The 21,989-nt window shown below is 41.3% G+C and carries 20 protein-coding genes and 1 tRNA gene; 12 read left to right on the top strand and 9 right to left on the bottom strand.

From position 1 onward, the window contains the following. Positions 1-7: 7 nt before the first annotated feature. Positions 8-2,029, top strand: a complete 2,022-nt coding sequence (locus tag ABKW31_RS13305) for a multiheme c-type cytochrome (RefSeq protein WP_348617016.1) — start codon at positions 8-10, stop codon at positions 2,027-2,029. Between the two features lie 236 nt (positions 2,030-2,265). On the opposite strand, the gene gpsA is transcribed toward ABKW31_RS13305, so the two are convergent. Genes gpsA through ABKW31_RS13285 form a run of 4 tightly spaced genes read right to left on the bottom strand, consistent with a single transcriptional unit; the run spans position 2,266 to position 4,510 of the window. Beyond that, entirely contained in the window at positions 2,266-3,264 is a 999-nt protein-coding gene (gpsA, locus tag ABKW31_RS13300; RefSeq protein WP_348617014.1) for an NAD(P)H-dependent glycerol-3-phosphate dehydrogenase, read from the bottom strand. Between the two features lie 13 nt (positions 3,265-3,277). Next, positions 3,278-3,784, bottom strand: a complete 507-nt coding sequence (gene secB / locus ABKW31_RS13295; RefSeq protein WP_348617012.1) for a protein-export chaperone SecB — start codon at positions 3,782-3,784, stop codon at positions 3,278-3,280. Between the two features lie 29 nt (positions 3,785-3,813). After that, positions 3,814-4,071 carry a glutaredoxin 3 gene (gene grxC, locus ABKW31_RS13290; RefSeq protein ID WP_348617010.1) on the bottom strand — a complete coding sequence of 86 codons (258 nt, stop codon included), beginning with the start codon at positions 4,069-4,071 and terminating at the stop codon, positions 3,814-3,816. 13 nt (positions 4,072-4,084) lie between these two features. Next, on the bottom strand, positions 4,085-4,510 hold the full coding sequence (locus ABKW31_RS13285) for a rhodanese-like domain-containing protein (RefSeq protein ID WP_348617008.1): 426 nt from the start codon (positions 4,508-4,510) through the stop codon (positions 4,085-4,087). Positions 4,511-4,720: 210 nt separating this feature from the next. On the opposite strand from ABKW31_RS13285, the gene gpmI reads away from it, so the two are divergent. The 5 genes from gpmI to ABKW31_RS13260 all read left to right on the top strand — a co-directional run bounded on the left by gpmI (position 4,721) and on the right by ABKW31_RS13260 (position 9,803). Continuing rightward, the gene (gene gpmI, locus ABKW31_RS13280; protein WP_348617007.1) at positions 4,721-6,256 is read left to right on the top strand and encodes a 2,3-bisphosphoglycerate-independent phosphoglycerate mutase; all 1,536 of its coding nucleotides are present in this window, start codon (positions 4,721-4,723) and stop codon (positions 6,254-6,256) included. Beyond that, positions 6,240-7,415 carry a peptidoglycan DD-metalloendopeptidase family protein gene (locus ABKW31_RS13275; protein ID WP_348617005.1) on the top strand — a complete coding sequence of 392 codons (1,176 nt, stop codon included), beginning with the start codon at positions 6,240-6,242 and terminating at the stop codon, positions 7,413-7,415. The genes gpmI and ABKW31_RS13275 overlap by 17 nt, the downstream gene beginning before the upstream one ends. Positions 7,416-7,555: 140 nt before the next feature. Next, the gene (locus tag ABKW31_RS13270) at positions 7,556-8,335 is read left to right on the top strand and encodes a divergent polysaccharide deacetylase family protein (protein WP_348617004.1); all 780 of its coding nucleotides are present in this window, start codon (positions 7,556-7,558) and stop codon (positions 8,333-8,335) included. Between the two features lie 13 nt (positions 8,336-8,348). Further along, positions 8,349-9,293 (top strand): DUF808 domain-containing protein, encoded by a 945-nt coding sequence (locus ABKW31_RS13265; RefSeq protein ID WP_348617002.1) that lies wholly within the window; start codon positions 8,349-8,351, stop codon positions 9,291-9,293. 90 nt (positions 9,294-9,383) lie between these two features. Further along, a complete protein-coding gene (locus ABKW31_RS13260; RefSeq protein ID WP_348617001.1) occupies positions 9,384-9,803 on the top strand; it encodes a MerC domain-containing protein in 420 nt (139 codons plus the stop codon). Here the strand turns inward: ABKW31_RS13260 and ABKW31_RS13255 are convergent. From ABKW31_RS13255 to rsgA, 4 genes are all read right to left on the bottom strand, one after another. Beyond that, entirely contained in the window at positions 9,784-10,494 is a 711-nt protein-coding gene (locus tag ABKW31_RS13255; protein WP_348616999.1) for a glycerophosphodiester phosphodiesterase family protein, read from the bottom strand. The genes ABKW31_RS13260 and ABKW31_RS13255 overlap by 20 nt on opposite strands. 4 nt (positions 10,495-10,498) lie before the next feature. Further along, complete coding sequence (locus tag ABKW31_RS13250; RefSeq protein WP_348616997.1) at positions 10,499-11,368, bottom strand: DMT family transporter; 870 nt, start codon at positions 11,366-11,368, stop codon at positions 10,499-10,501. Between the two features lie 3 nt (positions 11,369-11,371). After that, positions 11,372-12,232, bottom strand: a complete 861-nt coding sequence (gene asd / locus ABKW31_RS13245) for an archaetidylserine decarboxylase (RefSeq protein WP_348616995.1) — start codon at positions 12,230-12,232, stop codon at positions 11,372-11,374. Positions 12,233-12,354: 122 nt separating this feature from the next. After that, positions 12,355-13,389: a small ribosomal subunit biogenesis GTPase RsgA gene (gene rsgA, locus ABKW31_RS13240; RefSeq protein WP_348616993.1), complete on the bottom strand. Its 1,035-nt coding sequence runs from the start codon at positions 13,387-13,389 to the stop codon at positions 12,355-12,357. A gap of 112 nt (positions 13,390-13,501) precedes the next feature. Between rsgA and orn the strand changes: the two genes are divergently transcribed. The 5 genes from orn to ABKW31_RS13215 all read left to right on the top strand — a co-directional run bounded on the left by orn (position 13,502) and on the right by ABKW31_RS13215 (position 19,708). Further along, positions 13,502-14,047, top strand: a complete 546-nt coding sequence (orn, locus tag ABKW31_RS13235; protein ID WP_348616991.1) for an oligoribonuclease — start codon at positions 13,502-13,504, stop codon at positions 14,045-14,047. Between the two features lie 213 nt (positions 14,048-14,260). Continuing rightward, positions 14,261-14,335 (top strand) — tRNA-Gly (locus tag ABKW31_RS13230). Positions 14,336-15,043: 708 nt separating this feature from the next. After that, positions 15,044-17,521: a TonB-dependent receptor gene (locus tag ABKW31_RS13225; protein WP_348616989.1), complete on the top strand. Its 2,478-nt coding sequence runs from the start codon at positions 15,044-15,046 to the stop codon at positions 17,519-17,521. 54 nt (positions 17,522-17,575) lie between these two features. Next, positions 17,576-19,141: a sulfotransferase gene (locus ABKW31_RS13220; RefSeq protein ID WP_348616988.1), complete on the top strand. Its 1,566-nt coding sequence runs from the start codon at positions 17,576-17,578 to the stop codon at positions 19,139-19,141. Between the two features lie 78 nt (positions 19,142-19,219). Continuing rightward, positions 19,220-19,708: a DUF4442 domain-containing protein gene (locus ABKW31_RS13215; protein ID WP_348616987.1), complete on the top strand. Its 489-nt coding sequence runs from the start codon at positions 19,220-19,222 to the stop codon at positions 19,706-19,708. A gap of 96 nt (positions 19,709-19,804) precedes the next feature. Here ABKW31_RS13215 and ABKW31_RS13210 read toward each other — a convergent pair whose 3' ends face one another. Continuing rightward, positions 19,805-20,437 (bottom strand): TetR/AcrR family transcriptional regulator, encoded by a 633-nt coding sequence (locus ABKW31_RS13210; protein ID WP_348616985.1) that lies wholly within the window; start codon positions 20,435-20,437, stop codon positions 19,805-19,807. A gap of 306 nt (positions 20,438-20,743) precedes the next feature. Between ABKW31_RS13210 and ABKW31_RS13205 the strand changes: the two genes are divergently transcribed. Then, on the top strand, positions 20,744-21,985 hold the full coding sequence (locus ABKW31_RS13205) for an efflux RND transporter periplasmic adaptor subunit (RefSeq protein ID WP_348616983.1): 1,242 nt from the start codon (positions 20,744-20,746) through the stop codon (positions 21,983-21,985). The last annotated feature ends 4 nt before the right edge of the window (positions 21,986-21,989 follow it).

The following is a 21,989-nucleotide window of genomic DNA, read 5'->3' as shown; positions in this document are numbered from 1 at the left end:
CGCTAATATGAAAACCATCAGTACAAAATTAGAAAGCTGGTTACTCGGCTGGTTTATAAGTTTAGTTGGACTACTTGCCTTGAGTGGGGCTCTGAGTAACTTACTTGAATCTGGTCTGGTAGCCCAAATTAGCAGTATTCTGCATCCGTTATTAGGCATTGCGCTCACTGTCATTAGTCTTCTTTATACTGTCGTACATTTTATTCGTATATTTGGCATTCGTCGCTTGGGGCTCTTCATCAGTGGCTTGTTGTCAATCGGATTAATTGGCGTAGTTGTGGTTAGCGGTTGGCTCTTATTATGGCAAGGCAGTCGTGAAGATAATACCCTGATACAGTGGTTACATGTTTTGACCTGCAGCACATTAGTGATCATTTTGCTTTTACACGTCATAACTCACGCCAGCTTTTATCCCAAACAACGTAAAATAGATGGTGGAAAATTTAAATCGCTGAGTAAAATAAAAATCACTACGCTGCTGTCATTTTCTACCACATTGGTCGCAGGTTTTGTACTTTGGCTTGGCCATTATTTCACTAGTATTCCTTACTCCACCGAACCTGCAGTGGCTAACTATCAGTATAATTACGGTCAACACCCATTTCGGCCCAGTCAAACCGAAACCGCCAATAACCAGTTTATTGATAAGCGTGCTTTGCTAACAACTAATAAATGTGCTGACTGTCATCAGGATATTGCCCAACAGTGGTTTGCTTCAACTCATCGACAAGCCGCTTCGGATAAAAGTTATGAAACTAACGTTACTCTGTTGGCAAACAACAAAGGCATCGATGCCACACGTTATTGTGAGGGCTGTCATGCACCTTTAGCACTGTTGAGCGGCCAACTTTCTGAAGGCGGTTTGCATGGAGGAATCGATAATAGTGATGCCAATCTGCAAGGCGTCAACTGCCAATCCTGTCACGGTATTTCAGAGGTGGTAAATACCAAAGGCGTAGCGAGCTATCGTTTTGCAATTAATACTGCCTATCTATTTGAAACCGCTGATTCATCTTGGTTACAAAGTTTAAATAAACTTGCTATTCACCTTAATCCCAGACAGCACAAGCTGGATATGGCCCCAGATGTTCTGTCCACTTCTGAGTATTGTGCTACTTGTCATGCACAATTTATTGATAAGGAGTTAAATGGCTGGGGATGGGTTAAAATGCAGGATGAGTTTAGTGCGTGGCTAGATAGCCCCTACTCAGGCAAACAAGACCAACAATTTTCTCATAACCGGCAAATGCGCTGTCAGGATTGCCATATGCCGCATGTCTCCAGTAATGATCCGTCAGCTAATCAGGAAGGGATGATTAGAGATCATCGTTTTCTAGCGGCCAATACAATGTTACCCACATTGAATGGTGATACCGCATTTCTTGAACAGACCCAGAGGTACCTTCAGTCTAATAAAGTACGCTTAAGTATCGAACCTCCCCATCGTAAAGATGCGACCACTAATCAGATGCCCATTTCTCAGCAACTACGTCAATTGGCAATTAAACCTTTTTATTTTTATAAGGGAGAAAAGGCGGAGGTAAGCTTAATAGTCACTAATTCTGGTGTAGGACATAATTTCCCCGGTGGAACAATCGATATAAATGAAGTCTGGGTGGCCATTCAAGTGGTCGACTCTGATGGTGCTTTAGTGTTCAGTAGCGGTGAAATTGATGAAGAAGACTATTTGGATCAATCAGCTTATCAATACCGTTCCTTACCTACCGACAGGACGGGGGGGATAGTGTGGAAACATGATCTTTTCAATATGGTTGGCAAGGCATCAGTAAATGTGATCAAGGCAGGTGAATCTGACATAGTAAAATATCAATTTTCAGTTCCCTATTGGGTAAAAGGGCCTATTTCTATCACTGCCCAAGTACGCTATAGGAAACTCAATACGCGTTACGCCAAATGGGCCTTGCAAGACGAATATCAGCCCTTACCGATTACTGATTTGGCGCGCGCTTTTTTGCAAATCCCAATCCGTGAAAAAGTTGAGGCTTCTGATAACTTTGCCACTAAATAAGCTCAGCTCGGGTTAATGAGTGTCGAAGTTTTTCAAAAAAATAACAATATTATTGGATAGATATTTCATCCTAGAATTATAGATCTTAAACATTGCCCACTAGTGAAATTTTTGTGGTTGGCAAGGCCGTTTTCCGTGCGTAATAGTGGGTTGTTGTTAGGAAATACAAGGACTATAGGCGCTAAAAATAGCGCTAAAGGGAGGCGCTGCTTAGCACGAGTTGAGGTTAAATAACATTATTCGAAAGTTTGATCTCGACCTAGTAAGGCCAAGGCTGCCTCTTTGGGGGATTTGTTCTGATAGAGCACTTGATATATCTGTTCGCATATCGGCAGTTCAACCCCGACTCTGGCTGATAGGATTTTGACTTCTTTAGTATTTTGATAGCCCTCAACAACTTGGCCGATTTCTGCCATAGCTTGTTCGATGCTCGAGCCCCTTCCCAACGCTAAACCGAATCGTCTATTGCGAGATTGATTATCGGTACACGTTAGCACTAAATCACCTAAACCTGCCATTCCCATAAAGGTTTGTGGTTGCGCGCCAAGCTTAATACCTAAGCGAGTCAGTTCTGCTAGACCTCGAGTTATCAATGCCGTTCGAGCATTTGAACCAAAGCCTAAACCGTCAGCTAAACCAGCACCAATAGCAATAACGTTTTTAACTGCTCCGCCTAGTTGAATTCCAATAAAGTCATTGTTGCGATAAACCCGAAAAGTCTTTGCACAATGCAATTTATTAGCAAAGTCTTCAGCCAGTTGATCATCGGTAGATGAAAGTGAAATGGCAGTAGGTAAGCCCGCTACCATCTCTTTGGCAAAAGTGGGCCCAGAAATCGCGGCTAAAGGAATATTGTCGCCAAGAATGTCCAAAGCAACATCTTGTAATAAACGGCCTGTTTCTGGTTCCAAACCCTTAGTGGCCCAAATAAGTCGATGATTATGATTAAGTAAGGGTTTTATCTGTTTTAATAGTGAAGAAAAGGCATGACTTGGGGTCACTACCAACAAATCGTGACTTAGATTTACTGCTTCTTTAAGGTCGGTGATAATGTGCAAGGCTTCGGGAAACTTTGCATCAGGCAAATAGCGCACATTACAGCGTGCCTCAGCCATAGCTTGCATCTGCAGCGTATCTCGGCCCCATAAATAAGTGACTATACCATTGCGGGCGAGACAGAAAGCAAGGGCAGTGCCATACGAGCCTGCCCCTAATACTGAAACGGATTGTTTCACTGTTGTTATCTTGTTACGCGTCTAACTTAGCAGGCTGGCCTTCTTGAGCCTGTTGAGCACGCTTCTGTAAATAAGCTGCAAAAATGGCATCAAAGTTAACCGGAGCCAAATTTAGTGCTGGGAAAGTACCACGATTGACTAGATTTGAAATGGTTTCACGTGCATAAGGGAATAAGGTATTGGGACAAAACGAGCCCATCATATGTGCTTTATTCGCTTCTGGCATTTCACCGATGGTAAAAATACCTGCTTGTTGAACTTCACAAAGAAACGCAGTCTCTTCACCAATTTTAGCGGTTACGGTAACAGCTAACACAACTTCATAAAGATCTTCGTCAATTTTATTGCTTCGAGTATCAAGGTCTAATTGAACTTCTGGCTTCCATTCTTTTTTGAATATCTCAGGTGAATTAGGTGTTTCAAAAGAAATATCTTTAGTGTAAATCCGCTGAATAGAGAATTGCGGGTTGGCAACTGCGTTTTGTGCTGGTGCTTCGTTGATGTTCTGTTCGTCAGCCATGTGGCGGTTCCTATTAGTAATTTAAATGATTATTTGGTAAGTAGGCTATCGAGTTTATTCTGTGATTCCAAAATAAACATGTCGTCACAACCGCCAATATGCTGATCATTGATGAAAATTTGCGGCACGGTTGAACCACCATTCGCCCTTTCGATCATCTTAGGTCTTAACTCAGGGTGTTTATCAATCGCAAATTCTTCGAATTCAACCCCTTTTTGGGTCAACAGTGCTTTTGCACGATGACAATAAGGGCAATGACCCTTGGTATAAATTTCAACTTTACTCACAAAAATACCTTATTTATTTAGATGTTGGTAAGTTAGCGCCTTGCCAAGCATTCATGCCACCTTTTAGCACAGTGACTTTTTCAAATCCTGCTTTGAGTAGCTTAGATGCTGTTCCTTTGGCGCTAGAACCCATGTTGCATACAACAATAATGGGTGTCGCTTTGTGTTTTTCAAGGCTACTAAAGTCACCTTTATTCAACAATTCGCTTTTTACCTGCTTGGCGCCTAATATATGGCCTTTTTTGTATTCAGCCGCTGCGCGTATATCTAAAACAAAGGCATCTTCTTTGTTCATCAATAATGTAGCTTCATGTGTAGTAATTTCTTTTAATGCAGATAAGGCACTAGCAAAAAATGAGTAGATTAACGCAACGATAAGAGCGACAAACACGCCCGATAGTACGTAATGATTAGTAGCAAATTCAATCGCTTGATCCATAACAGCTTAGCCTCACAGAAGAGTAACAAGGAAAAAAAGAGTGCAAAGTATATAGATTTTACAGGGGGAAACCAGCCCTGAGTGGGTCTCAATTCAACATACTAGAATAAGTTATGGATAAGCATTTGGTTTTTAATTAGATTTGACCGTGACGGCAAGAGCCGCAAAAGGTTAATATTAGGTATCGCATCACTTTTGGGAATATACGAAATGAGTCAAGTTAAAAAAACGACAGCATTAATCATCCTAGATGGTTGGGGATACCGAGAAGATAAAACCAGCAATGCCATTGCACATGCCAAAACACCAGTGTTAAACGGATTAAAGGAAAAATACGCCAATACCTTAATTTCTGGTTCTGGCATGGATGTTGGCTTGCCACCTGGCCAAATGGGCAACTCTGAAGTGGGCCACGTTAATTTAGGCGCAGGACGAGTGGTATATCAAGACTTTACGCGCATCACCAAGGCGATTGCAGACGGAGATTTTTTTGAAAATACCGTACTGACTGACAATATGGATAAAGCGATTAGCCAGGGAAAAGCGGTTCACATAATGGGCTTGCTCTCTCCAGGTGGAGTTCATAGCCACGAAGAACACATTGCAGCGATCCTAAAAATGGCAGTACAGCGTGGGGCTAAAAAACTTTATTTACATGCGTTTTTAGATGGCAGAGATACCCCTCCCAGAAGTGCTAAGGCCTCATTATTAGCAATGGATACACTGTTCGCTGAATTAGGGACAGGTAAAATAGCCACAATAGTGGGTCGCTATTATGCAATGGACCGAGATGAGCGCTGGGATAGAGTAGAAGCGGCATATAATCTTATTGCTAATGGCGAAGGACTCCATCAGGTAAATTCTGCACTCGAAGGCTTAGAATCCTCATATGCAAGAGAGCAAAATGATGAATTTGTGCAAGCAACCGTTATTGGTGATGCTGCACCCTTAGAAGATGGAGATGCTTTATTTTTTATGAATTTTAGAGCTGATCGTGCTCGAGAAATAACCCGTCCCTTTGTAGAGGCTGACTTTTCTGACTTTGCTAAAACAAAACATATCAAATTGAGTGCATTTGTCATGTTAACTCAATATGCCGATAGTATTGATGCACCAAGTGCTTACCCACCAGTGCCCTTAGTTAATGTGATGGGTGACTGGTTGGCGCAACACAACCTTACCCAATTACGCATCTCTGAAACTGAAAAATATGCCCATGTAACGTTTTTTTACAGTGGGGGTCGTGAAGAGTTATATCGCGGTGAAGAGCGGATATTAATACCATCGCCAAAGGTCGCTACCTATGATTTACAACCTGAAATGAGCTCAACAGAACTGACTGATAAGTTAGTTGATGCCATTGACTCAGGCAAATTTGATGCGATTATTTGTAATTATCCCAATGGCGATATGGTAGGCCATACGGGTAATTTTGATGCTGCGGTTAAAGCATGTGAAGCGGTTGATGCATGTATCGGTAGGGTGGTTAGTGCCATAGAGCGTAATGGTGGTGATTGTTTGATTACAGCTGATCATGGTAATGCTGAAAAAATGCAAGACGAATCTACCGGTCAAGCTCACACGGCTCATACCAGTGAGTTGGTGCCCTTTATACATGTCGGAAGTCGTCATACCACCGCGCGCCAAGGTGGGACATTGAGCGATGTTGCTCCAACTATGTTGCATTTGATGGGATTGGAGCAGCCCAAGGAAATGACAGGAACACCGATTGTTACCTTGGACTAGTCAGCAGCCTATTAGTTTAGCGAAAAAAATAGCCACAAAAGCAACCCTTGCAAGTTGCTTTTGTGTGGTGTTGCTTGCGTTGGCGCTTAGTTCAGAGAGTTGGGCACAGCAGCGTGAAGATCTTGAAGTCATCCAAAATCAAATTAAAGCTAAAAAAGAGCAAGTCGCTGAGCAACTCAAAGAAGCTAAGAAGCTCCAAAGTAAATTAGAACGTTCAGAAGTCAATATTGCCATTGCTGTAAAAGCCCTGAATAAAACATTGGCAGCCTTAGGTGCTAACGCGAGTCAAAGTAAAGAGCTCAATGCTAAACGACAGAATGTGCAATCGCAAATAGGTCAGCAGCAAGAAGGTTTGGCTAAACTGATTAAAAGTGCTTATATGACGGGGAACTATGATTTCGCTAAAATGCTTTTAAATCAAGAGGATGCAGCAAATTTTGAAAGAACTATTACTTACTACCAATATTTAAACAATGAGCGACGCGCAAAGATTGATGCATTTAGGCAGCTTGTCTCTGAGCTAGAGTTACTCAATATTGAATTAGAAAAAAAGCAAACTGAATTACGCACTTTGCAAGGTGAACAAACAGCGCAACAAGTGCAGCTTAATGAGCAAAAAGTTGCGCGTGAAGCAACCTTAGTCAACATAAGAAATGCCATAGAATCAGAAGAAGCAAAAATTGAAATTCTGCAACAAAATGAAAAAAGTCTGCAAGAAGCCTTAACAAAAGCGCAAAGAGAAGCGGAGAAACAAAAACAAACATTTTCCGGCCTAAGCAAGGAAAAAGGGCGATTATTAAGGCCAGCACAAGGTGAAATGTTGAGTATGTTTGGCCGGATCAGACAAGGCCAAATAAAATGGAAAGGTATCATAATAAAAGGTCAAATAGGCAGCCCGATTATTGCCGTGCATCAAGGAAAAGTCTTATACGCTGATTGGTTACGTGGCTTCGGTTTAGTTACTGTCGTGGATCATGGGGATGGTTATATGAGCTTGTATGGGCATAATCAAGCCTTGTTGAAACAAGCTGGCGATAGCGTCGATGCCGGTGAAACTATTGCGCTACTAGGGCAAAGTGGCGGCCAAAATTATCCTAATTTGTATTTTGAAATCAGACACAAAGGTCAACCTGTTAATCCAAGTAGTTGGCTAAAATAGTACAAACTATATTTTGCACGCTGTTAAGGCGTATACATGTTGCGGTGGATAGCCCCTAGGAATCTCGCTTGCCGCTTTTCGTTTAATGAGCCAAAATCCGCCATGTTAATCCAGCATTAGGCTAAGAATAATAATTAAAAATGCAAATTTACCTTACCTTATTTTTTATTTTTCTGTCTTGTTTGTCCTCTGCTTCTGATGGTCAGGCGGCTGAAATTGCGTTAATCATCGATGACATGGGTAATAAAAAACAAGATGCCTTAGCTTTTAATTTGCCGACTAATGTGACATTTGCAATCTTACCTAATAAGCCTCTGTCTAAAACATTTTCTGAGCGAGCTGACCAACAAAACCGTGAAGTTATTCTGCATATGCCTATGGAATCTTTGGCTGGTATTAAACAGGAAGAAGGTTCACTGCTAGTGGGGATGTCAGCTGATAATATGCGCTCCACCTTAGTTGATGCCCTAAAGTCAGTGCCCTTTGCGACCGGTTTAAATAATCATATGGGTAGTCGCCTAACGCAATTAGACGAGCCTATGGCAGTGACAATGGCGTTTTTATTAGAGCATGGTTTGTTTTTTGTCGACAGTCGCACCACTAAGTATACTTTAGCCGAGAAAATTGCTTATAAAACAGGGGTTTTAACTACCAAGCGGGATGTGTTCTTAGACCATCAGGCTGATTTACCTAGCATATTAAGACAATTTAATCGCTTAATTGCGATAGCGAAAAAGCAGGGTAAAGCAGTCGCTATTGCACATCCTTACCCACAAACACTACAATTTTTGCAAGAATATTTGCCAGTTATTGAAGAGCAAGGTATTCGATTAGTTAAATTAAGCGATATAGTGCTGGAAACAAACCGTATTGCTAAAAGTGAAGCCCAGATTCTGGACGTCGTCACCACTACCCAATAATTAAGGAATACCCATGCCTGCTGCCAATCTTCTAGCTCTGATTGATGATATTGCGACATTACTCGATGACGTTGCTGTGTTATCAAAAACTGCAGCCAGCAAAACTGCAGGGGTATTGGGAGATGATTTAGCCCTAAACGCTGAGCAAGTGTCAGGGGTAAAAGCGGATCGGGAATTGCCCGTTGTCTGGGCTGTTGCAAAGGGCTCCTTTCTCAATAAACTAATTTTGGTACCTTCAGCCTTATTAATTAGCGCCTTGGTGCCTTGGCTAATAACAGTATTACTAGTGCTTGGTGGTCTTTATCTGTGTTTTGAAGGCGTCGAGAAGATTTATCATTATTTAAGTCATAACAAACAGGAACTTGAAGCTGAACACCTACAAAAATTACAAGCCATCGCTGACCCTAATGTCGATCTGGTTGAATTGGAAAAAGACAAAATTAAAGGGGCTATTCGTACCGATTTTATTTTATCTGCAGAGATCGTGGTTATCGTACTGGGAATAGTGCAAGAGGCAACATTTACTACACAGTTAACGGTGCTGTCACTACTGGCCATAGCTATTACAGTTGGGGTATACGGCATTGTTGCTGGAATTGTAAAGCTTGACGATCTAGGTCTTTATCTTTTAAGACGCTCGCTTTCAGGTTCATTTAGTGCTCTGCAACGTTGGTTAGGCAGAAGCTTATTGATCATTGCCCCTTTGCTGATGAAAACACTGTCCTATGTCGGTACTGCGGCCATGTTTTTGGTTGGAGGAGGGATACTAGTCCACAGCATTAGCTATTTTCATCACATCATGGACCCCATTAGCAAGAGTGTCGAAAACATCAGTATTTTATCTACGCTTGTGCCTGTTCTTAGCGAAGGATTAATAGGCATATTTGCCGGAATCATTACATTAATTGTTGTATCGATGACACAGAAATTATGGTCTACCATGGGGGGTAAAAAATAATTTTAGTAGAGCGTAAATTTTTAAACCTTAGACTTGCTTTTATTAAGTAATGTTATATTATAACGTTATCTTTGGGTGGGACGACAGATTATGCAAATTAATACCGATAAAACGTTATTAGACAAACTAGGCATTTGGGCTTCAAGCTTGTGTGCTGTGCATTGTTTGTCTTTGCCTATTCTTATTCCACTTCTTCCGTTAGTTAGTGCCAGTTTTTTTGCGCAAAATTGGTTCGAAAGAACTATCTTGTCAATATCAATGATTGTTGGATTTTGGGCACTATTGTCGGGTTTTTATCGTTATCACCGTCAACTTTATCCACTTTATAGTTTAATGCTTGGTGGGCTTATTTATTGGAATAAGGGAATGTTTGGCGATGCATATGAGCCATTTACTGTTGCAATTGGTGCCTTTTTGATAGTAGCTGCTCACGTTGCTAATTTGAAATTATGCAAAAGTTGTCGCAGCTGTGAATCAACTTGCTCTGGCGCTAGCGGAGCTGAGAGTTAAGAGATTTAATGTACGTTTTAGCTGCCCCAGGCTTATTACAAAATACCCCATCAACTTTCCAAGAATATAGCATTTTTAGATCTTCAGGTTCATCTACCGTATAAACATATACTTGCAAGCCGCGTTGATGTGCGTCTTGCACGAAAGCTTCGTCTAAAAAAGCAATGTCTGCGTTAACTGAAAAAGCGTCTAGCTGGGCCGCAAATGCAGCATAATTTATAGGCTTACTGGCGGTTAAGGCACCAATTTTTATGTTGGTATTAAGCGTCTTTATTTGACTGATGAGATGATGGTCAAAGGAAGAAACGATAAATTGCTCAAGGTCAAAACCCAACTCAGCTTCAGCTTTAAGTAGCTGCGTAATAAGCAATGTCTTATCTTTAAGGCCTTTAACCTCTATATTTAACCTGCATTTACCGCCTATCAAAGCCATGACTTCCCAAAGAGTTGGTACTTGTTCTCCCTGTCCGGCATCAAAGGTGCGAATCTGCGCAAAGCTCAGATTCGCTAATTGTCCATGACCATTTGTGGTGCGATGTACCCATCTGTCATGGATCACCACCAGTTCTTGTTCAATTTGATGTACATCAATTTCAATTCCATCAACGCCTTGTTCAAGGGCTATTTTGATGGCTAAAAGGGTGTTTTCAGGGGCGTGTGCGCTGGCACCACGATGTGCAAAAATTTGCATATTATTACGACTTTTTATGAAGTTTCTGGGCGTTAATAGTTTCGTATATTGCAGCCGAAATAACCAGTAGACCGCCACAAAATGTTTGCCAAGTGGGTTGCTCATCAAGAATAAGTATCGCCAAAATTACTCCATACAGGGGTTGCATACAAGCGACCAAAGAGAAGGTTTTAGCGCGCAGATGTTTAAGACTTGTAGCAATTAAGGTATGTGGTAGGGCAGTCAGTAGGGTACCAAGTACGGCTAACCAGATATAGGTCTGCTGACTGGCAGCAACGATATTAGGACTCACAAAAAAGCTCAAGCACAAAACAATGACGAGGGTTTGATAGGCCATCGAATGTGCGCCTGAATAGTGCGAAAAATACTTACGCATGGTTAAGTTTCGGATTGCATAAAGAAAGGCCGAAGCAATACCGATAAGTATGCCGAGGGTTATATCGTTTTCAATACTCACTTCTGGCACAATTAAGTAGATACCAAAAAACACCACTGCAGCACTCAGTAAATCTTGCCAAACTAAGCGTATGCCCTCAAAAAAGGGTTCAAGCAGTACGGTAATAACCGGAAAAGTAAACAGGGCGATCATGCCTACGGACACAGTAGAATACTGCATTGCAGCAAAATAACTCACCCAATGTAAGGCCATCAATAGGCCTAGAGCCATTGCAACCAAATAGTCTTTAGCACTGGCTAAACGTATTTTACCACCGGTTAATTTAACAATACTAAACAGCATCAAGCAGGCTACAACTGCACGACCAAAGGTAATGTCAACGGCAGATAAAGGGATTATTTTTGAAAACAGAGCTGTGGCACCTAGCAGCACTACCGTGATGTGCAGTGACCACAAGCTCTTCTTGATGGGGTCCACGACCTACTTCGTTATTGTTGCGAACAATTCACCCAAGCGAGTTGGGTCTCCTTCGGCCAAGGCAGCAAATTCAAGACTGCCTTCTTCAAAGCAAGCAACGATAGTTGAGCCTAATTTAAAACGCCCCATTTCTTGACCTTTTTTCAACTCAACAGCATGTTCACCTGCAAGGGGATACTGCCAATGTTGCACATTTTTTCCGGCTGGTGGTGTTACTGTACCCGCCCACACCGTTTCAATACTGGCGACAATGGTTGCACCTACCAGCACCATGGCAAATTTACCGATTTTAGTATCAAAGATGGCTATAACACGTTCATTACGTGCAAATAACCCCGGCACTCTCTGGGCTGTGAGTGGGCTGACAGAAAATAACTCACCAGGCACATAAATCATGTCGGTTAACGTGCCATCTACAGGCATATGAATACGATGATAGTCTTTGGGGGCTAAATAAATGGTCGCAAATTTTCCGTTTTTAAATGGCGCGGCAATGTCTGGTTTGCCGCCAAGTAAAGTGGTTAAACTGTAATCATGACCTTTGGCTTGAAAAATGCTGTCGTGTTTGATGTCACCTAACTGGCTTACTGCGCCGTCAACCGGTATAGCCAGCGTGTCATCACCTTCACAAATAGTCCGAGCATCTGCTTTTAACTCACGAGTGAAAAACTCGTTAAAACAACGATAGTGTTCAGGCTCTGGATGCAGAGCTTCAGCCATGTTGACATGATACTGCTTGATAAAAAGTTTAATTAAACCGGTCGTGAGCGCGCCCGCCTCAGCGGCAGCTAAATAACCCACAAAACGAGAAATTAAATGTTTTGGCAAAATGTACTGCAAACCAATTTTCAACGAATCCAACAAAATAACACCTTAGAATAAAACCTAACCACGACAGATTGTAACCCAATAAACAAAAATATCGCACAGTCACTAAGTCAATTAGGCTATATGCTAGTCTTGTTTAATACAGTCTGGTCTACCTCTTAGACTTTTATATGGGCTGGACGTAACTCATCCATATTACTGAGTATCTTATGATAGTTGTCAAAACGTTGGGCGCTGATCTCTCCGTCCTCTACTGCTTTTCGAATGATGCAACCGGGATCATTACCGTGTTTGCAGTCTCTAAATTTACAACCACCAAGATAATCTCTAAATTCCTTAAAATTATAGGTAAGGCGGTCGATAGGCAGGTGCCACAATGCAAATTCTCGTACTCCAGGGGAATCAATCAATTCGCCGCCCAGTTCAAAGCGTAATAACTTAGCTGAAGTAGTCGTGTGTTGGCCTAGACCAGAGATATCGGATATATCACCAATTGTTTCATTAGCATCGGGTAGTAAAGCATTGATTAAACTAGACTTTCCCACACCTGACTGACCAACAAATACGCTGGTTTTATCTTTTAAACAACTTGAAAGTTGCTCAAGCCCGGTTAAGGTCTTACAACTGGTGTAAACGATTTGGTAACCAATTTTTCGATAAATATCGAGTTGCTTATCCACATCTTTGAATTCTTCATCACTCAATAGTTCTACTTTATTGAGTAATATGACAGGGGTAATTTCGACATCTTCTGAGGCAACTAAATAACGGTCTATAAGATTCAAAGAAAGACTCGGTATCACCGAGCTAACAATTATAATTTGGTCAATATTAGCAGCAACGGGTTTTACCCCATCATAGTAGTCAGGACGAGTCAGTACAGACTTCCTGTCTTCAACAGCCACAATAACTCCAGCGACATTAAGCGTTAGATCTTTGCCTGGTCTGAACAAAACATTGTCGCCGCACACCACACTGCCTATAGTGCGGCGCATATGACAGCGATGCACAACGCCCAGTTGATCTTCTACATCAGCATGTTTGCCAAACCGGCCAATCACTTTACCAGCTTGTTGCTCACCTAATTGATTGTCATCTAATTCACTGGTGGGTCTTTTACTGGCCATTCTACGAGTGCGATTGCTCGAAACTTGACGTTTTTGTTGGAGTGTAAGTTTTGGTTTTTTTGCCACGATTAGCTTTACTTTATTTGGCGCAAATTCAGCTTACATGTTACCGTTTGCCGAACTATCTGCATACCGATAGTTTTTACCTTTTAGTTTAAAACTGGTTTCAGGAGCCTGTATGACAATAAATAATGACAATTTGGTGTGGGTAGATATGGAAATGACAGGTTTACATCCTGAAACTGACGTAGTGCTAGAAATCGCCACCATAGTCACAGACAAAAATCTGAATATATTAGCCGAAGGCCCGGTTTTAGCTATTCATCAACCCGACTCTGTATTAAATAATATGGACCAGTGGTGTATCGACACTCATGGTAAATCTGGTTTAACTGCACGTTGCCGTTCCACTAAGGTAGATATAGAACAAGCCACATTACTTACCATTGAATTTCTAAAAAAATATGTGGACAAAGGTGTATCACCGATGTGCGGCAATACCATCGGCCAAGATAGACGTTTTATGGTGAAATATATGCCACAACTTGAGGCTTATTTTCATTATCGCAATATCGATGTGAGCACCGTTAAAGAATTGGCTAAACGTTGGAAGCCTGAAGTCTTAGATGGCTTCAAAAAGAAAGGTATTCACCTGGCATTAGATGATATTAGAGAGTCAATTGCCGAGATGGTGTATTACCGTCAGCATGTTTTTTGTATCTGATTTTCCTTTGCTTGAGTTTGTGGCGTTAAGTGTCGAGTCTTAAGCCTAGTTTTAAATGGTCAGTTCGTTTGATAATTAGGCAGTTAAATTAAAAAAGCAGGCCTTTTAGATAAAAAATTCAATTAGCACTTGCATCAATAATATATTTTTGTAAAATGCGCGTCCGGTTTGAGGTGACAATCTTTCAAACCACAGCAAGACAAGCCATATTATGCGGGAATAGCTCAGTGGTAGAGCACAACCTTGCCAAGGTTGGGGTCGCGAGTTCGAATCTCGTTTCCCGCTCCAAATTTACATCCCCGGTAGTTTTAAATTTGTTGAATATGTTTGTGGCTACCCCAAGGGGGGCGCGACAACGCGGTTGTCGGTATCGAATCTCGTTTCCCGCTCCAAATTTACATCATCAGTAGTTTTAAATTTGTTGAATATGTTTGTGGCTACCCCAAGGGGTGCGCGACAACGCGGTTGTCGGTATCGAATCTCGTTTCCCGCTCCAAATTTACATCCCCAGTAGTTTTAAGTTTGTTGAATATGTTTGTGGCTACCCCAAGGGGTGCGCGACAACGCGGTTGTCGGTATCGAATCTCGTTTCCCGTTCCAAATTTACGTCCCCAGTTATGTAAATTTAGAAAGTATGGCTGAGTCAATTCCAAAGGGGCACAAACCATCAAGATTGTCGTAAGCCTATTAGGCTTTTGCATATTTATGCTTTTTACTAAGCGCTCTAATATAGGGCAATCCAATTGCTGTTGGTTTTTTTTTACGTATACTTTTGATTTTAATATAAAATAATTTATTTGGCATGCACCTTTTTAGTGAGTTGGAACTATTAATATCCCACCGTAGTTGTACAAACTCATTGTTTTTTTTAGATAAATATCCATTCCTATGCCACTAACGCTCTTTATCAGCCCACATAGTGGCTTTGAATGCGGCATAAATCATGCTTTAACAGCTCAGATACACATACTATGTTCCAACTTTAAGAGAATACAAATGACAGTTAAAAACACCTTACTTTTCAATTATTCGCTGATTGCCTTAGCCGTTACTACAAGTTTGTTACCGGTTGCAACGGTACAAGCACAGGTAGTTGATAAGGAAATTGAAAAAATCGAAATTACCGCGACGCGTCGCGCAGGCACAGTGCAAGATGCGCCTTTAAACATTACGGCGTTAAATGCGGATTTATTGTCCGAACAAAATATTGGTAATCTTGAAGATGTAGCGCGTTGGGTGCCTGGTTTAACTGTGACTGATCAAGGTGGTCGAAGCGATTCTCCCATCATAGTGCGCGGGCTCAATACCAATTCATCTGGTCCTGGTTCTGATGGGGGGACAGTTGCTACCTATTTCGGCGAAATTCCTTTGTTTATCAATATGCGCTTAAATGATGTTGAACGTGTTGAAGTACTTATCGGGCCACAAGGAACATTGTACGGTGCAGGAACTCTGGGTGGGGCGATTCGTTATATTCCTAATAAAGTTGATTTGGACTTAATGGAAGCGCAAATCTATGGTGATGTGTTTTCTGTAAATGAAAGTGACAGTTTGGGTGGTGAAGGTGGTTTTGTATTTAATACGCCGATAATTGAAGGCGAACTTGGTTTTAGGATGTCTTTGAACAAGTTTAACGACCCTGGCTTTATTGATTACAACTATGTAGTTAAACAAGGTGGCGTATCTTTGCCCGATCCTGATTGGTCAAATCAGGCAGACGTAGACAACAATTTACGCAAAGTAAAAGATGCTAACGGTGAAGATACTTTAACTGGTCGAGCCGCACTGCGATGGCAACCCAATGACAAGTTTAATGCCACCCTAACCTATTTTTATCAAAAACAAGATGTTGAAGGGCGCTCTATAGTCCATTATGACGGTTTATCAACTGAAAACCCTTTAAATCAACTGGTCGGAAAGTATGAGTCTGCTTATCGTTATGAAGAGCCAAGAGTAAAAAAAGATTCTTTATTAAGCTTGGAAATGACGGCAGATTTAGGTTTTGCAGAATTGGTGTCTGCAACAGGTAAGTCAAAATATGATGCAGACGGCCAACGTGACCAAACTGATTTACTTATTCGTTTAGATTACAGCTACGAAGAATTCCCAGCATTTTCTGCCTATACTCGAGAATTAGATGAAGCTGATATCTTTACTCAAGAAGTACGTTTGGTATCTAAAGGTGAATCTCCGCTCTCTTGGATTGTCGGTGGTTACTACAACAAGCTAGAAAGAAACGGCAGCAGTAAAGAGTTTACTCCCGGTTTTGATGTTTATGCGGTCGATGTTTGGGAAACAGGCGGAAATTACCGTCCAGATTCATTAGAATATTTTTCTGTTGATATGTCAGACGTTACTGAAAGTGCGCTGTTTGGCGAACTAACTTATGCTATTACGGAAGATTGGGATGTTACCTTTGGTTTGCGTCGATATAAATACAAGGTTTCATCTACTTCAGCAGTAGACCTACCGCTTTATTATTCTGTATTTGATGGAAGAGACTCGGATTCAATTGAATTAGATTTCTCCACTGAAAAGGCAGACCAATCGGGTAATCTATTTAAATTCAACACAAGTTATAAAATTGATAAAGACTTGCTTGCTTATTTTACAGTAAGTGAAGGTTTTAGAATTGGTGGTGCAAATGGTGTCGCTGCTTGTCCTTCTGATATTGATCAAATTGAGAATCAGATCGTCTGTGCTTTACCAAATGAAGTTATTTATACCGCAGACACGACAACCAATTATGAATTAGGCTTTAAGAGTACGTGGTTTAAAAATAAATTTCACTTTAATGCCGCCTTATTTAATGTTGACTGGGACGACGCACAGGTATCTGGTGCAACAGTCAATGGTCAACAACCAATTACAGCTAATGCAGCTGGGGCCAATAGTAAAGGTTTAGAGATAATGACTCGTGCGATTATTTCTAATGAACTCACAGCCTATGCAACCTACGCATATACCAAAGCGCAACTAACTGCTGATGCCCCGTTTTTATTCGATATCTTTGTGGATGATAATGGTGTGCCAATCGAACCTATTCAAAGTTATTACGAAGGTAAAGACGGTGACAGACTACCCGGATCTGCAGAGCATCAATTTTCTTTTGGTGTGAAATATTCAACAGAAGTTTGGGACGGTAAATTGTTAGATCTTTTGTACGGATTAACTGCACAAAGTGACGTGATTACCAAAGTAGGTTTACGTGCTGATGGTGAATCTTTGCCAGGTTATACTCTCAGCAATATCAGTGCAATTTTATCAGAAGATAATTGGGCAGTGACTTTGTATGTTGATAACTTGTTTGATAACTACTCGTTTGTTTCAACACGTCGTGACACCAGCGATATTGGTTTAGCAACATTTGCTGACCAAAATTCAAATGGCTATGACATTTCACGTAACTACGGGCATTACTTATTGACGCCACGAACTGTGGGACTTAAGTTTACTTATAATTTTGAAATGTAAATATAAATAGCTTCTATAGGGGCGCACCAAGTGCCCCTTTTTTGTTTGGAAAACATGAATACTATTAGCCAACTGCATCACTTAGCTCAACAAGCCATTAATCATCGAGATTATGTTAAAGGTCATCGATATTGTCTCGAGATCATTCAACAGGACCCAAAACACGCAGATAGTTACTTTTTGTTGGCCATGATAAATGTTGAAGTGGGTCAAATTAACAAGGCTGTGCAGCTCATACATAAAGCCTTAGAACATGGCCAAAATAGCGAATATTATGCGTATCTGTGCAAATGTTATGCCTTGCAAGGGAAAATGACTGAAGCGCTAGATTGTGTAAATAAAGTATCATTAGAGCAGCTAAATAAACCACTCACCTTAGACACCTTAGGCGTCGCATTAAGTCGTGTAGGTGACCATCAACGAGCCTTGGAATATTTTAAAAAAGCACTCAATCTCGACGCCAGTCATCCTACATTCTATTACAACTATGGTGTTTCAAGTAAATTTGCTGGCTTATTTGAGCAGGCACGCATTGCTTTTGAGCAAGCAATAAAATTAAAACCAGATTACTATCAAGCGCATTTTGCCTTATCTGATTTGGGACAGATATCCAAAGATAATAATCATATAGAACGTTTAGAAGAGCTCGCTATTCAGCCTATTTCAACCGATGCTGCACTGCACATTGGTCATGCATTGGCAAAAGAATATGAAGCCTTGGGACAGTACAAATTAGCGTTTAACAAGTTAAAAACAGTGAAATCGACTAAGTTAAGCACTATTCAGTATCAATGTTCTCAAGATGCCGCGTTATTTTCTGCGTCATTAAAACTGTTCGCCAATGTGACAAGTCAGGTATCTGGTTATGAAGATAATGCCCCAATATTTGTGATGGGTATGCCACGTTCTGGAACGACCTTAGTTGAGCGTATCTTAAGTAATCATAGTGATGTTGATTCATGTGGTGAGTTACAAGATTTTGGTGTGGCGGTAAAAGAACTCAGTCAAACTTCTTCAAGCAAAGTATTAGATTTGGCGACTCTCGCCGCCGCTAAAAAATTAGATATGAAAACGCTGGGGCAACGTTACCTTCAAACTACTGCGGCGGTGCGTGGCAAAGCGGGGCGTTTTATTGACAAACTTCCTTTTAATTTTTTCTACATTGGACTAATCAAACAAGCTTTGCCTAACGCCAAAATCATTTTGGTACAACGTAACCCCATGGACACCTGTATCGGTAATTTTCGACAACTTTTTTCCATCAACAGCCCCTACTATGCCTACGCTTACGATTTGCTGAATATAGGGCGTTTTTACGCCGAGTTTTACCGTCTTGGGCAATATTGGCAGGCAAAACAAACTGACAATTTTTTATTATTGAACTATGAGCACTTAGTTCAACATCCGCAGAGCCAAATTCAGCAGCTATTACAGTTCTGTGAGCTTGATTGGCAAGCACAATGTATGCACGTTGAAACCAATAAAGCGCCCGTCTCTACGGCCAGCAAAGTGCAAGTGCGCGAACCTATCAATACCTCGTCTATTGGTCGCTGGCGCAAATACGGTGATGCAACTTTGGCTTTGCAGCAGTTTTTCGACGAGCAAAATATTCCTTATTAGGGTTTATGATAAAAATTTATTTGTAAGTATGACAGGCTCAGTGCACACTCTATACTGGTCAAACCAGATGGTGTTTATATGAGTAAAAGAAACCCCTTACGCGATTTTGTCAATAAAGTGAATCAGTATCCGCAGTGGCTTAGTGCCTTTCTAATGACTAAAGTTTTTCGCTTTAAGGTCAAGCTTGCAGGCACCACGGGAATTGAAGTGCTATTCACTGATGGCAAAACGGCAACCTACCGACAGAAAAACTATCGTAAAGCGCAAAATCATATTGGCAGTGTGCATGCTGCGGCCAGTGCCTTATTAGCTGAGTCTTGCACGGGTTTTATTGTGGGCATAAACCTGCCTGGTGATAAGTTACCGTTGATTAAAACCATGAATTTAAATTACGTTAAAAGAGCAACTGGCGATATGACTGCTGTGGCGACCTTAACCGACGAACAGATTGGACTGATGCAAACCACAGAGAAAGGCGATATCAATGTGCAGGTCATAGTGACCGATGAAACAGGTATTGAACCGGTGAAGTGCGAAATGATCTGGGCGTGGGTGCCAAAAAAATAACGGTGTTGAGCCTTACTATTTTTGCATAGCTCAGCTTATTTGGGGGTAGTAACTTTTTGCCGCTACCCGCACTGAGCTTATTTAATCGCCAGTTTACTAGCTAGCTTGGCTCACAGAAGCCACTGGTTTTGGAAAGGCTAACAAAGCGAGCTCAGCCACTTCACGTAATCCTTGTGCACAAGAGCCATTGGTTGCTTGAATGGTCATTCCTTGCATCACTGTGCCCAGATAGCGGGATAGTGCGGCTGGATCAGCATCATTAGGCAAGTCGCCTTCTTTTTGTGCCTTAATAAAACGAGCCGTTATTTTTGCTTCACTGTCTAAGCGTTTGGCAATCAAAGCTTCTTTAATCGATTCAGCTGCCTCACTACAAGACAAAGCGCCTTGCACAATAACACATCCTTGCGGATGGCTATCATCAGCTAAACTTTCTGCTGCGCTGAGTAACATATATTCGGCTACTTCATAAGCGCTGTTTTTTTCTAAGGCCGGTAAGAAAAATGAACAGGGACGATTCTCATAAAACTCAATAGCTTTTAAAAAGAGTTGTTCCTTATTGCCATAGGTCGCATACAAGCTGGGTTTGTTAATGCCCATCGCTTCAGTTAAATCAGATAAGGAAGTACCATCATAGCCCTTGCGCCAAAATACATTTAGCGCCTTTTCTAAGGCTAATTCACTGTCAAAGGCTCTTGGTCTTCCTACCGAATTTGCACACGCACTTGTCATGCCCACTTTACCTCTCTAAAGATTGTTAAAGCATTGTAAATATTGCTTCAGCACTTGTCCAGTAAGACTAATATACTGAGCAGTACAATAATTGGTCTCTTATTTAGCGCAATAGTTCAGCTTGTTTTCAACTTATGCTTTCGTCATTTCATTTATTTCTAGCATAGATTTATAATTACTTACCAATCAGTACAAAATCAGATTGACTGTTTTGCATTTCAATATATATTGTACCGTATGGTACATAACTTGTGCTAGCAAATATTTATTCATCTAAAAAGTAAGCTAAGAGCGGAGAGAAATACAATGAGGATTAGCAAAACACTAAAGGCAATTGCACTGGGAAGTATTGTGTCAATAGTGTTGACGGCCTGTGGCGACGACCAAAGCCAATCGCAAGTACAAACCCAAAGCCTTCCTCAAGTGTCTGTCGCTCAAGTATTAAATGAGCGCGTAACAGAATGGGATGAATTTACCGGTCGCCTTCAAGCCCCACAAACGGTAGAACTTGTGCCTCGAGTTTCTGGTTATATTGATACAGTAACCTTTAGTGAAGGTGCGTTGGTCAAAGAAGGTCAATTGTTGTTTGTAATTGATGATCGCGCATTCGCTGCTGAAGTAGCGCGTTTAAAAGCAGAGTTGCAAAGTGCTCAAACTGCCGTTGACTTAGCCACCGCTAACTTTAGTCGTGCACAGCAGTTAGCGGTGCAAAAAGCCATGTCAGCAGAGTTAGTGGATAGTCGTCGTGCCGCGCAGCAGCAATCAAAAGCTGCGGTGGCCTCAGTACAGGCGGCCTTAACGCGTGCAGAACTCGACCTATCCTATACAAAAATTAAGTCACCCATTAGTGGTCGGGTCTCGTATGCGCAAATCACTGCCGGTAATTTTGTTACTGCTGGGCAAAGTAAGCTCACTCAGATTGTTTCAACTGAACAGATGTATGCTTATTTTGATATTGATGAGCAAACCTATTTGAAATATGCACAATTAGCCAATACTGGACAGCGTGCGGATGCCCGTGATGACAAAGCCAACCCAGTTTACATGGCCTTAGCGAATGAAACGCAATATAAGCACATTGGCCAAGTAGATTTTGTCGATAATCGCGTCAATCAACAAACTGGCACTATCCGAGTCAGAGCTATTTTTTCAAATGAAAATAATCAATTGATCCCAGGGTTGTTTGCTCACTTAAAGCTGGTGGGTAGTAAGTCTTATCAAGGTATTTTGATTGATGAAAAAGCGATTGGTACAGACTTAAGTAATAAATATGTATTGGTACTTAATGAGCAAACGCTAGAATATCGAGCCATTACATTGGGAGACAAACTCAATGGCCTGCGTATTGTTACTGATGGGCTCACTGCGAACGATAAAATAGTGGTCAACGGTCTGCAGCGAGTCAGGCCTAATATGCAAATTCAGCCAAACCTAGTTGAAATGAGCGATCAAGAAACCCTCAGTAATATTCGTAACGCACAACTGCTGCTTGACCAAACACAAACAGAGCTCACAGCTAAGACTGATGATTCTGTCACTCGTAGTTAATAGG

This window comes from Paraglaciecola sp. 25GB23A (assembly GCF_040012495.1).
Lineage (GTDB): Bacteria > Pseudomonadota > Gammaproteobacteria > Enterobacterales > Alteromonadaceae > Paraglaciecola.
The sequence above is the reverse complement of the archived record's forward strand: the minus strand, read 5'-3'. Positions and strand labels throughout refer to the sequence as shown.